General features: G+C 48.1%; 9 protein-coding genes. All 9 read right to left on the reverse strand.

The window, feature by feature from the left end:
- Nucleotides 1-335 precede the first annotated feature (335 nt).
- The 9 genes from JT717_RS05165 to JT717_RS05205 all read right to left on the reverse strand — a co-directional run bounded on the left by JT717_RS05165 (nt 336) and on the right by JT717_RS05205 (nt 13,679).
- Nucleotides 336-2,033 (reverse strand): RagB/SusD family nutrient uptake outer membrane protein, encoded by a 1,698-nt coding sequence (locus JT717_RS05165; protein ID WP_205509136.1) that lies wholly within the window; start codon nt 2,031-2,033, stop codon nt 336-338.
- Nucleotides 2,034-2,064: 31 nt separating this feature from the next.
- Nucleotides 2,065-5,331, reverse strand: coding sequence for a TonB-dependent receptor (locus JT717_RS05170; RefSeq protein ID WP_205509137.1), 3,267 nt, complete (start codon nt 5,329-5,331; stop codon nt 2,065-2,067).
- 148 nt (nt 5,332-5,479) lie between these two features.
- Complete coding sequence (locus tag JT717_RS05175) at nt 5,480-6,574, reverse strand: FecR family protein (RefSeq protein ID WP_205509138.1); 1,095 nt, start codon at nt 6,572-6,574, stop codon at nt 5,480-5,482.
- A 218-nt stretch (nt 6,575-6,792) separates the two neighbouring features.
- The gene (locus tag JT717_RS05180) at nt 6,793-7,380 is read right to left on the reverse strand and encodes an RNA polymerase sigma-70 factor (protein WP_205509139.1); all 588 of its coding nucleotides are present in this window, start codon (nt 7,378-7,380) and stop codon (nt 6,793-6,795) included.
- Between the two features lie 126 nt (nt 7,381-7,506).
- Nucleotides 7,507-9,111, reverse strand: a complete 1,605-nt coding sequence (locus JT717_RS05185; RefSeq protein WP_205509140.1) for a glycoside hydrolase family 43 protein — start codon at nt 9,109-9,111, stop codon at nt 7,507-7,509.
- Between the two features lie 146 nt (nt 9,112-9,257).
- Nucleotides 9,258-10,241, reverse strand: coding sequence for a pectinesterase family protein (locus JT717_RS05190; protein WP_205509141.1), 984 nt, complete (start codon nt 10,239-10,241; stop codon nt 9,258-9,260).
- A gap of 101 nt (nt 10,242-10,342) precedes the next feature.
- Complete coding sequence (locus JT717_RS05195; RefSeq protein WP_205509142.1) at nt 10,343-11,257, reverse strand: alpha/beta hydrolase; 915 nt, start codon at nt 11,255-11,257, stop codon at nt 10,343-10,345.
- A 143-nt stretch (nt 11,258-11,400) separates the two neighbouring features.
- Nucleotides 11,401-12,135, reverse strand: coding sequence for a rhamnogalacturonan acetylesterase (locus JT717_RS05200; protein ID WP_205509143.1), 735 nt, complete (start codon nt 12,133-12,135; stop codon nt 11,401-11,403).
- Nucleotides 12,136-12,242: 107 nt separating this feature from the next.
- Nucleotides 12,243-13,679, reverse strand: a complete 1,437-nt coding sequence (locus JT717_RS05205) for a pectate lyase family protein (protein ID WP_205509144.1) — start codon at nt 13,677-13,679, stop codon at nt 12,243-12,245.
- Between the last annotated feature and the right edge of the window lie 101 nt (nt 13,680-13,780).

A 13,780-nucleotide genomic window follows, 5' to 3' on the forward strand; every position in this document is an offset into this window, starting at 1 on the left:
GAAGATACCCCATTCCCGTAACCCCCCTGACCCCCTAAGGGGAAAGGAAATACTAGGAGCAGGGATTTATACTTTTAAATGAGTGTGTTTTTAACATTTAATTGACTGAAGCTTTTTCGTGGCTCAAAAACAGGTGGGCAGAAACTCCTAAACTGCCCACCCTCGAAACCCACTGCATTTCTATTGAACACATCAGAGCATATAGACAATTGACAACAGGCAACAGGCAACAGGCAATTGGCAATTGGCGATCATTCGATCGTCTGCAAAACCAATTGGCCATCATGCAAGGCTGGTGGCCGCCACTCGCCAATCCCCTTCCGGGGGTTGGCGGGTTACTGATACCCCTCATTCTGCATAAACTCCCCTTTATTGGTAACCGCATCCAGCTGTGATTGCGGAATAGGCCGTACTATATGAAATGCTTTTACATACTGGGCGGCATCAGGGTTCAGGTTTTTTATGCGATCGATCAGTTTATTCGTGCGTTTCAGGTCGAACCAGCGCAATTGCTCCCCGGCCAGCTCGCGTGCCCGCTCATCGAGTATAAAGTCGAGCGTTACCTGCGCAGCGGTGATCTCCATCGCGCTTTCCCTGCCGGGATGTGCAGCACGGCGGCGAATGGCGTTGAGGTAAGTGACTGCCTGATCTGGTTTATTGAGCTTGAACTGGGCTTCAGCAGCGATCAGGTACATTTCGGCCAGCCTGATCACAAACACATCGCGAACGCTTTGCGCTTCATTAAAGGAAGCCCGCGTTGAATCCTTAAATTTTTTCAGCGATACATAAAACCTCCGCTGGGTGGGAATACCCGTAGTCGCATTATATACGCGTGACATATCGTAGGTCGTATACCGTTTGGCATTCATGTCTGTAACGGAAAGGGTATTCTTGGAAGTAAAGCAGACGGTATCGCCCACTTTAAAATTGTTGGTATCTTTTGAATTAAAAGTATTGCCAGCAGCCCGCGCTTCTTTATTGCAATACCACACCGTTTGAAAAGAAGCCTCATAACGGCTATCGTCGTTCTCGTTGAACATGTTCAAAAACGCTTTCGTAGGCATATACCGGTTGAAAGGCCGCCCATTGGGGATATCCCGCTGCAGGATGGCGGAGTTCACCTGGTCATATACCTGCAGGAATAACATGTGACCATTGTTGCTGCCGCGGCTATGCCCCGTGGGAAAAGCAGATGTGGCAAGATCATTATTCGACAAATTGGTAGAATAGTCAACAGCCCAGATCACTTCCTTATTTTTCAAATTGCCCATATTCCACAGATCGGCATAGCGGGCCGCCAATTGATAGCCATAATTTTTGATAACATCATCGGCCATGGCGAACGCCTGTTCGTTCATGCCCCGGGTGAGGTACATGCGCGCCAGGAAAGCTTTTGCTACCGGGATGGTAGCGCGGCCATAATCACCGGAAGTTTTTGGCAGATTCTTCACCGCAAAATCAAGGTCGGCGAAGATCTGCGTGTAAAACTGATCAACCGGGGTTTTATTGGCAGTTGATTCAATCACACCGGGCGGTGTTGCCATGGTAGTGAAATGAACGCCACCCCAGGTCTCTACGATATGCCAGTAATAGAAGGCACGTAAAAAGCGCAGCTCCGCTTCCCGGGTTGTTTTCTGGGCAGCGGTATAGTCGGCCACCTCCCCTACTTTGGCAATGCCGTCGTTACATAAATAAATGGCTGCATAAAAATTATCCCATTCCAGGTTGAGGGCCGCGGTGTTACTGCCCTGCAGGTTATCATAACGTGATAATTGCGGGAAAACATCCCCGGTACCATTGGTCCAGATATCGGTACCCATTTCTGATAAACTGTAGCCTTCTTCTTTTCCATACCAGTACCGGGTATATGTGTATGCTGCATTTACCAGCGCATCAAAACCTTTTGCACTTGTATAGGTAGCTTCGGGCGTCAATCCGCTGGGATTATATTCAGTTAATTTTTTATCGCAGGAGGTAAATACCACAGCACCGGTCAGCGCTAAAGACAATACGGTATTTATTGTACGTTTCATATTCAAATATTGATTCACTAATGAATAAGATTTAGAACTCAAGATTGATTCCGGTAACGATCAATTTGGTCAACGGCCTGTCAAATGAACCTTCCCCTTCCGGATCATAATCTTTCTCCTTCGCAAATGTGAAATAGTTCTTGGCGCTTACATACCAGCGCAGGCTGCTCACGTGGAACCGTTGGGTAAGTGTTTTCGGCAGCGTATAACCGAGGGTGATATTCCTGATCTTTACGAAAGAACCGTCTTTGTAACCGAGGGTGGTTGCAAATGGCATGGAGGCTCTTGAAATATTGATATTCGGCCGCGGATAATCATTGGTCGGGTTTTCCGGTGTCCAGTAATTAACATTGGCGCCATTCTCAATGGCATTGGGCTCAAACTTGTTGGCGTAGTCAGAAACGAAGGTTTGTCCAACCCGGGCAAAAACATAGATATTCAGATCAAAATTCTTATAGCTGATATCATTGCTGAAGCCGAGGGTGTAATCAGGAACGGCTGAACCTATTACTGTGCGGTCGTAAGTAGCATCCAACTTCCCATCGGGCTGGCCTTTATCTCCGCTGAGGTCGGCTACCCGGATATCACCGGCCTTATAGCCAAAACTTCTGGCTAAAGCAGTATCTGCGGTTTGCCAGATCCCTTCTTTCTTAAAGTCGTAGAACGATTTCACCGGGTGGCCGATGAACAGGCCGCTGGCAATATCATTTTTTCCGTTTGCCAGTTCGGTGATGCGTTCTTTATTACGTGTATAGGTAATAGCGCTGGTCCAGGTGATCTGCTGGTTCTGCACGTTCACGGTACGTAACTGGATCTCGATCCCATTGTTACGGGTCTTACCCACATTCTCTACCACTTTGGTATGGCCCGATGAACCTGGTAAGGGACGCAGCAACAAGAGGTCACGGGTTCTTGAATCATAATAATCAACACTGGCGCTGAGGCGGTTCTTGAACAGACCGAAATCTAACCCGATGTTCTGCGTACCGGTCAACTCCCATTTCAGGTTGCGGTTACCGTTCTGCGGATCATAGCCATAAGCGATCATACTTACATCGTTCCATGAATGTGGAATAAGGATCAATCCGCTGTTCGTTGAATAGGGTTTCACGGCCGCATTACCCGCCACACCATAACTGGCGCGCAGCTTCAGGTCGCTGAACAGGTTCTGACTGGCCATAAAATTTTCATCGATGATACGCCAGGCAACCGCTGCAGATGGGAAGAAAGACCAGCGGTTCTCTTTTAACAATACGGAAGAACCGTCGGCGCGACCGGTAAGGGTCAACAGGTATTTTCCTTTGAAATTATAGTTTAACCGAAGGGCGCCCGATAAGAGGTTGCTGCCAATATAATTACTCCAGATATTAATGTTGCTTGGGTTGCTCAGCAGCGCATGCCATGACTGGCCGGGAATGATCTGTCCGGTACCCTGCGAATAAGCGCTGTCGGTCTTGTTAGATAAATAGCTGGTGACGGCCGTCACATCCAGTCCATGGTCACCGAACTTTTTATTCCAGGTAATGATGTTTTCCCAGATAAGGTCGGCCTGGGTAGCGTTGGTCACTTTTGCCAGCGAGCCTGTTGAAGTAAAGCGGGTAATGGTATTTTCTCCCAGGAACAGACCATTGCGGCTGCTGCTGTTGGTTATACCCAGGTTCGAGCGAAGGGTAAGGCTTGGGAAAGGTTTCCATTCTGCATAGGCAGAAGATAAAATGCGGGTGGTATTGGTCTCATTGATATAAGCCCCCGGCAATTCTTCCAACAAGGGGTTAACCTGGTTGGCATTGCCGGGAATTCTTATAATTGAACCGTCCGGGTTATAAGGTGTAAAATAAGGTATCACTTTATTGGCTACGTTGAGAATATTGTCGGTACGCCGGTTCTCATCATAATATGTCAACTGGCTTTGCAATCCCACCTTGAAGGTGCCTATAATGGTTTGATCGATGTTCAGGCGTAAGGTATAGCGGCCGGAAAAATCATTGTTGAGAATACCTTTTTCTTTAAAGTAATCGAAAGAGAAGAAGACTTTTGTTTTTTCACTGCCTGCGGCCACATTAATGCCATAGTCCTGCTGTGAACCATCCTGTAACAGCAGTCCTGGCCAGTAAGTAGACTGGCCACTGGTGGCGGCAGCCAGGTCGGCCTTAAATACATTGGGATCATCTGCCGGTGAGTTCCAGGCGCCGGCGGTGCGGCTGGCCTGCCGTTTCAGTTCGGCATATTGCGGACCGTTCATCGGCTCGGGATAACCAGCTACTTCACTTATTCCATAATACGCATTCGCACCTACCCGTACTTTTCCGGAAGCGCCTCTTTTAGTAGTAATGATAACTACGCCATTAGCGCCGCGTGAACCATAGATAGCGGTAGAGGACGCATCTTTCAATACCTCCATGGATTGGATATCGTTGGGGTTGATGTCCTGGAAGTTGGCATACTGAATGCCATCAACGATAAATAAAGGGGTATTCTGCGCCAGTACCGACCTGTTACCTCTAACAGTGATATTCACGTTAGAACCCGCGCCACCGCTGGTGCGGGTGATATCAACTCCCGCCACTTTACCCTGTACGCTTTCCATGACGTTACCCGCGGGCACTTTTTTCACTTCATCGCCTTTGAGCGACACAACAGCCCCGGTAAGATCTCTTTTCTTTACCGTACCATAACCGATCACCACAATGTTCTCGAGGCTGGAGGCTGCTGAGGCCAGCGACAGCGTGATCATTGTTTTGTCGCCTACTTTTATTTCCTGTGACTCGTAGCCTACATAGGAAAATACAAGCACATCGTTTTCGTCGGCCATTAATGTAAACACCCCCTGCTCATTGGTGGTGGTGGCCTTTGTTGTGCCTTTTATGGTTACTGTTACGCCCGAGAGCGGAGCTCCGTTTGGGTCAGTGATCTTACCCGTAACCTTTTTTTCCACAGCACGGGTTCCTTCATTGATCACTATAAGGCCGTTGGCCATGAAACGGTAGGTAAGTATAGTTTGGGAAAACAAATTGTCGAGCGCCTGTTTAATATCAACGTTTTCAAGGTTGATGGTCACCTTTTGCCGGATGGCCGGCAGCTGGTTGTTATACAGGAACCGATAGTGTGTCTGCTTTTCAATATTGATCAAAATACCAGCGATCTCGGCATTTTTATACTTGAGATCCAGCTTATTCTGGCCGAATCCCTTCGCCGACACCTGCAGCACACCAACAAGCAGTAAGAAAGTAGTTATTTTCATAACAAGCAGCGCATTGGAAAGCAACGGGTTTTTTCCGCCCGTTCTAAAACTTTTCATACATTAGTATTATTATGGGTTAAGAAATCACTTCCCCTTCCCGCCTGCCAGCGGGATCGCGGAGAAAACAACACCGAAAAATTTAACCTGTAATGCGCGGAGAATGCTGCCAACATTCTCCGTTTTTTTTGGTTACGTAGGATGCATATTATTGAATCGATTTTATAAAAACCTCATTATTGTTGATCGATACATTGAACGGGACAGCTGCTTTCAGGGCCATAAAAGCCTGTTCAACGGTTTCATTCTGCAGCGAACCATTAAATACCAGCTGCCTGGCTGCCTCATCTTCAAAATAGATCCTGATATTATACCATCTTTCCAGCTTCAGGGCCAGCTGTTCGAAATTGTCGCCGCGGAACTCGAGCCGGTTATATACCCAGGCTGTTTCCAGATGTTCATGCTCGGCTGCCGTGCTGTCAATACGAATGATCTGCGGTGGCGCTGGCGGCGTATTTGTCGTGCTGGTTTTCGCCCCGGCTTCTGCCAGAAAGCTGCTGGCGGGCAACACGATCTTTTCATTCGGATGCAGGTAAACAGGTTTATTGCTCGCATCCCCTTTGCGGGTTATTTGTACCAGCCCCCGGATCAGGGTTGTTTCAATTATTTTTTCCTCGGGATACGATTTCACATTAAAGGCGGTACCCAGCACCTTGATATCGATGCTTCCGGCATGAACAATAAATGGCTTTTTCTGATGCGTAGAAGCCGAGGTGACCGTTACCACATCAAAATACGCTTCGCCTTCGAGGGTGATCTCGCGCACCGGACCACTGAAATTCGCATACACAATGCGGGAACCTGCATTCAACCATACGGTTGACCCATCGGGCAGAATGGTGCGGGTTTTACTTCCTTTAGGGGCCACCACTTCATTAGCCGCAAGGGCTTGCTGTTTCCGGTTCCAGCTGGTAAAAAACCAGGTCCCGATCGCCAGCGCCGCTACTATTGCGGCAGCCCAGTATATTTTCCTTCTTTTTTTGAGAGGTACAACAGGAGCGCCCGGGTGCGACAAAGCCGTTTCTGCTGCCGACAATTGCAGGATGCGATTGATCTTATCTCCATGCCCCGTTTCTTCAGACGCGGATGTATTTACCGACCATAACTGGTGCAGCATTTCATATTGCTGCATCAGTTCGGGATGTTGCTGCAATAAGCTGTTCAGTTCTTCTTTATCCTGTTCAGTAATATCCCCGCTCAAACTGCGAGACAGCAAAAACCAAATTCTTTCGGGTGTTTCCATTTTCGCCTGGTGCGTTTATGTTTATAAGGACAGGCTTTTTTGAAAAGACCATTAAGGCTTTTAGAAAAATATTTTTCAAACCTGAACGTGAGGTGACATAAGGAGTAATGTGCTGATATGCTAATGTGCTGATGAGCTGACTCGCTATTGAATACAAAGACCATTCGGCCAGGCAAGGCCTCGCCGGGATTCACCATAAACCATTCACCATTGACCATTCACGACTGCTTCCTGGTGGTTATTTCAAACCCCCTGGCAGCGCGGTTGACCTGCAGTTCGGAACAGATCTTTTTGATGGCGATGGCCATTTGCACATCGACGGTATTGACGGAAATATTGAGGATCTCGGCTACTTCACGGTGCTTGAGGCCGTCTTCACGCACCAGTTTGAAGATCATTTTACAACGGGGTGGTAAATTATCAACTGCCTGTTGCATGCGTTTCATCATCTCGGCAGTGACCAGCAGGTTATAGGGATCAGAAACTACCTGGCCCGCTTCGATGTCAAGATCATCGAAAGGGGCCCTGATCAACTCAGTGGCTTTTTGCGAGATCGCGTTCAGGGACCTGTTCTTTACGGCAACATATAAATATACGGTGAGATTCTCTACTTCGTTTATGCGCTGGCGGTTGCTCCACAATTTTACAAAAACATCTTCCACTATTTCTTCAGCTATTTCGGGCGAGCGGGTAATGGCCCGGGCAAAATGATGCAGGCGTTTGCTGAATAACCGGTACAGCTCAGCCAGACATTGTTCATTTCCGGCATATATACCTTGCTGAATATGTGGCAGGCTAATGGTCATACTTTTTCAATAAGCAATCAATCGGCGATAAATGTAGTCAATTTTTGGAAATAATGAAAGCGCCATGCCGGCTGCCGCCAAAAACGACAGCCATCCAAACATGGCGCACACTTTATTCCTTTACAACTATTCCACCCGAAACCAATCAAGATCAGCAAAACCCGCATCATTGGTCACCGTAGTGCGGGTGCAGAACAATCCCAGTTTGGCGCCGATCCACCGGCCGGGCACCGCAGTAAATGTCTCACCGGCTGTTGTGAATTGTTTTCCATCTTCACTATACGAAAAACTGCATTTGGCTCCTTCTGCAACCTGTACCCGCAGGTAGATGGTTGTGCCGGAGATCTTACCAATCCCTTTTTCCTGTTCGGCCTTACCGGCTTCCGCTTTGTCGCACACCACGTAAGAGAGATAGATCCCGTCGTCTTTCTTCGTGAGGCCAACATATGCATAGTCGGAACCCATTACCATGAGCCCGGTTCGCTCGCCTGCTAACCTTGGTTTAAAATCGAGTTTTACCGTAGCAGTGAATTTTTCTGCCGGAAATTTCTGCATTAATACGTTCGGTACAAACCAGAGATTTTTTGCCGTATCGGATACCATACCGCTGAATAAACGCAGGGAGCCATTTGCCGGAAAAGCCCAATAGGGTTTTGGATTCGCCTGCCATTGCCATTGCAATCCCAACGTGTGCCCATTGAATTCATCCGATTCCTGCGGCGTTTGTACCGGGTATGTTTTGCCAACATTCGGCTTTTTATGTTCAGTCACCGGCTCCCCCTTTCCATCTCCATCTTTATCGATGCCGATCACCGGCCAGTTATTCACCCACTTCATCGGTTGCAGATGAACGATACGGCCATAAGCACCTACATCCTGAAAATGCAGGAACCAGTCCTCCCCGGTTTTTGTATCCACCCAGGCGCCCTGGTGCGGACCGTTTATCTTTGTATTGCCCTGGTCCATCACTACTTTTCTTTCGTAGGGACCATAGATATTTTTTGAACGCAACGCCAGTTGCCAGCCCGTAGCTACTCCTCCGGCCGGGGCAAAAATGTAATAATACCCATTGCGTTTGTAGAGTTTGGGACCTTCGAGTGTAGGGTCTAAATCGTGGCCATCAAACACCATTACGCCGCCATCCAATACTTTGGTGCCGGTAGCGTCGAGTCTTTTTACTACAATAATACTTTTTATTCCGGCCCTGCTGCCGGCGTATGCATGTGCCAGGTATACCTTGCCATCTTCGTCCCAGAACGGGCAGGGATCGATCAATCCTTTGCCGCCTTCCACCAGGATGGGATCAGACCAGGGACCATTGATGCTTTTTGCTTTTACTACATAAATGCCGAAATCGGGATCGGGATAATAAATGTAGAACTCATTATTATGATACCGGATGGCGGGCGCCCATACTCCACCTCCATGACGCACTTGCGAAAAATGGTCATAGGGCGGCTGGCGTTTCAATGCATGGCCGATCAGGGTCCAGTTCACAAGGTCTTTTGAGTGCAGGACCGGCAGTCCCGGTATGGCATCAAAACTGGAAGCTACCAAATAATAATCATCGCCAACGCGGCAAACATCGGGATCGGAATAATCAGCATAAATAACCGGATTCTTATAGGTACCATTTTTGTTATCAGGCACCCACACCTTGGAAACATATGGCTGTTGTGCGGATGCATACAAACTAAAGAGAGAGAAACTTAATGCAAATAGTTTTTTCATTTATAGTCGGTTTCTTATCGTGAATGGTGAATGCCCGCCCGACTAAACGTCGTTCGGGCGGGGTCAATGGTCAATGGGACGATTAACTTTATCAACTCTGGCAAATTTTTCAACTCGTCAACTGCTCAACTAGTCAACTGGTCAACTCATCTCAACGGATCCCAATCACCAAAAATATTCTTCAGGGTGTATTCCTTGGCTTGTTTTTTTGTTAACTGGTGCGACCAGGCGGCGCGGCCTTCGGGATTGGCGCCTGGCCCTTTGCTGTTGTACTCGGCATAAAAAGCCGTTTTTTCATTTGCGGGATTTCGCCAGTTATCCCAACCGATGGCGGAAATATGCTGCCCCATCTCAGTATTGATGAACACGGTTCTGGCATATGGGCGCCATGGACGGCCCAGCAATACTTTTGTTGCTCCCGTATCCGCCAGCAGTTTACAATTGAAAAAAACAAATCCATACGCCTGCCTGGGCGTGGTTGATGCTGCTGTTATGTATGAATTGGACAGGCTTTTAATGGTGCAGTCCTGGAAAACGACGGTAGCCGGACCAAAAATAAAATCGGTCGTGCCCTCTATATGGCAGTCTTTATAATACTGGCGGCTGCTGTCGATACCCACATAGAGGGTATCCTGGTTGCCAAGCAGGCGGCAGTTCACGATCACGCAGCGATCGCTTTCTGCATGCAGGGCCACGGCCTGGCCTACGCGCCCGGCCGCATTTTGGATGGTTAGGTTTTCTGCGCGGAAATCATTTCCTCTCACCAATACGGTATAACTATTAAAGGTGCTGAACTTGTCGCGGCCCCTTTCATCTTTTTTACCATCTGCATACGGTTTACCACTGTAATCAGACCAGGTGATGATGGTGCTGTCGCGGCTCTCCCCGACCAGGGAAATATTGGTCTTCCAGCTTGGGATGACAAGTTTCTCATGGTATACGCCTTTCCTGATAAAAATAGTTACCCGCTCCTGTGAGAAATCGCGCATGGCATTTACGGCTTCCTGAATGGTTTTATAATTGCCGCTGCCATCCTGCGATACGGTCAAATATTTGGGGTAGCTTTCTTGCTGCGCGAAGGCATTCGCAACAGGAAAAAGCAACAACAATAATATCCTGAAACTTTTCATAACTAAGATTATATTGGGAATGCTGGTAGCTAGTGGTATATGGCTTGCAAAACTTATGTTCGAAGCTCGCTTCTTTCCTTGCCTTCCCCACTTGCCACTAGCTATTTTAGAAATCCCATTTCAACAAGCCACGCTTCACATAAACCCGTCCACAACTGCGTAGAGCCGGGATTGTTACGCAGCGCAATATTGTGACCACCCTGCGGAAAGATATGAAGGCTTGCCGCCACCTTCTTTTCGAGCAAGGCCTGATAGAAATAGATACTGTTGCGGGGATCAACCGCTTTGTCATCATTCGCATGCACCAGGAAACAAGGCGGCGTGTTTGGCTGCACCTGTAACTCCATGGAAAATTTTGCCAGTTGCTCTTTTGAAGGATCTGGCCCCAACAGATTATCGCGGCTTCCCTTATGCGTATATGCTCCCATGGTGATCACCGGTGAAACCAGGATCGTGAAATCAGGGCGATACGCAATGGCATTCAGGCTATCGCCGATGGCAGCCACATCTTCGGTATTGTTGCCTACCCAGGCAGCCAGATGACCACCGGCGGAAACGCCCAAAATGCCGATCTTGTTTTGTAGAAGATTCCATTTGGCGGCATTGGCGCGAATGACACGAATAGCGCGCTGCGCATCCTGCAAGGGGCCTTTATCCCGCTGCACCAGATCGGGCGAAATGGGTAAGCGGTAATTGAGCACAAAAGCGCTAATACCCATCGTGTTGAACCATTTGGCCAGCTGAAAACCACTGATCTGGTAAGACAAATGATGATAGCCGCCACCCGGACAAATCAGCACTGCACACTGTTTGTTTTCCTGCACCGATGGAAAGAAGGCATAGATCCCCGGCGTACCTACCTGGTACACCCGTTCGTTATAGATGCTGTCATTTAACCGCATGCCTTTTGAATTCGGCATCTTACCGGCCGGCCACAGCGGAATGAATTCCTGCGCCTGAACAACCGGTGAACCTAGTGCGATCGTTATCAACAAACAAACAAGCCTTCGATACATGCAATGATATTTGATACTTAAGTTAGTCAATGGGCATAACAGACAATGGGCAATTGGCAATAGACAATATACAATATGCAATATGCAATTGGCAATTGGCAATCGACAATAGACAATATGCAATGGGCAATTGCTTATTGGTTTTATTTTCTCACCCGCGCTGCCAGTTCGAGGCCGAGGCTTTTAATATTTTTAAAAACTATTTGCGCAATGACCCGGGCGCCGAGTTCATTGAAGTGGGTATTATCTTCTTTTCCGTTTGGATAGTTCGGGTGCTCGCCGGGCGCCAGGTGATTGAACAATAATTTGGACTTCTCAACACCCCATTGCTGCATCAATGCCTGTGCTTCCCTATCGAGGTCGATCAATGGCACTTTGTTTTCGTTGGCCACGTCACGCACAATTTGAGCATAGATGTCGTGGGTTCCTGCAATATGGCCGGTGGAATCGAAATTGCGGCGCGCCACCGGTGTCAATAAAACCGGTGTGGCTTTCTTACTGCGGGTATCGGATATATATTTAAGGAGGTTCGCTTTGAATTGCGCTTCTGTCGTATAACTTTTCTTTGTCTTCACCTCATCATTATGGCCAAATTGAACGAATACATAATCGCCTTCCTGCAGGGCAGCCACTACGGGCGCCCAGCGGTTCTCTTCCATAAAGGTTCTGGTACTGCGGCCATTTTGTGCGCGGTTATCAACGGTTACCGTTGAATCGAAAAAATAGCCAAAGGGCATGCCCCAGCCATGCTCCGGATAGGCTTTGATCTCCTTGTTGGCCATAGTAGAATCGCCGATCAACCAGACCGTGATCTTTTTTTGGGGAGGCAGCGCAAACGCTGTCAGTATTAATGATGCAATAACTATCCACCTTTTCATTGCTGTTTATTTATACCCGTATTTACTTTTCAGTTTTATCAAGCGGTTAACCGTGGCCTGGTTAGAAACCATGTCACCATTCTCTACCTATCAACTTTATACATGCATCACTTCCCCAATCCATTAATATACATTTCAATATTAGTATACTGTTTATCGAGTTTGTAACCGGCTGCATCGCCGGCATCGGCCGGGTTTAATTTATGTTTGATTTCCCAGGCATCGGGCATGCCATCCTGGTCTTTATCTGCCGCTGCAGGCGTTGATTGCAAGCCCGGCCATGCATTCACGGTGGCTTCATACGGCGTTCCATGCTGATAACCGCCCTGCACATCAATCAAGCGGCCGGTGCGGTTCTTTACATCGTTGACGATGCGGGCATCGAGGGTATCACGATTCGGCAAACTGCAACCCACATGTTTCAATACCAGTTCATAGGCATCCTGGGCTAACTGTGTTGTTACCGGCACAATGGTAAAAGGAGCTGTAGCTTTGGCAAGCGCAGGATCGTCGCCCATCTTGCTATTGCCCAAACGTACGCCCAACCAGTTGTTGCTGGTCACTTCCTTTGAACCATCGACATAATTCCCCTCTACAAAAAATTTACCGTAAGAGATCCCAGGCGGTTTGCTCCAGGGATTCACCACCTGGTGCATTACGTTCTTATGGGTGTTGGGCCCGTACTTGTAGTAATTGTTTACAACATTATAATTGCCCCCTTCGCCGGCATATACATTATTACCGCCCCAGTTGTAGATCACATTATTGCGATAATCTACATTTTCATCCGGCATTTGCCGGGTACCATTGAAGCGCGGGTTACGGCTGTTACAATGCGCGAAGAGATTATGATGCGCTGATAAATGTTTTCCGCCCCAGATACCACCATAACCATGGCGTTCAAAGTCTTTATCGCCCGCTTCAAAATGATAGCTGTAGTTCAATGGTTCTGCAATGAGATTCCATTGCAAGGTAGTACTGTCGCCGTTATACACAGAGAACACTTCGTCGGTGCTCCAGCTCATAGAGCAATGATCGATGATAATATTTTTCCGGCGGGTTCCGCCAAAAGCGTCATCACTTCCGCTGCCATCGACCATACCGCCCCGCTGGTTCTTATCACCCATCCGAAAACGCAGGTAGCGGATGATAATGTTATCACCGGCCAGTGCCACCGGATGGTCGGCTAAACAAATACCATCACCGGGCGCTGTTTGCCCGGCAATGGTTGCGTTACCCTTTATCTCAAGCTTTGATTGCAGGTGTATAGTGCCCGAAACCGCAAATACGATGATGCGCGGTTCTTTGGCCTGAACGGCTTTGCGGAAACTGCCGGGGCCATCGTCATTCAGTGTGGTTACCACGAACACTTTACCCCCGCGGCCTCCGGTAGTATACTGACCGAAGCCTTCCGCACCGGGAAAGGCAAGCGGCTGTGCCCCGAGGTCAGCGAACAGAATTAAATGAAGAATTACCAGCATGATCTTCCGGTTCACATGGCGATCCTGGCTGGCTTGCTTACAGAATAACAATCGTTTTATCATACATCCAATGTCAATTCTAGTGAGATATTTTGTTAAATGACCGATTCAGCGTTCCTTTTTCTATGCAAACGTTCCCGGAACTCGTTCATAGTTCACAGTTC

It is taken from the genome of Longitalea arenae (assembly GCF_016924755.1).
GTDB lineage: Bacteria > Bacteroidota > Bacteroidia > Chitinophagales > Chitinophagaceae > Niastella > Niastella arenae.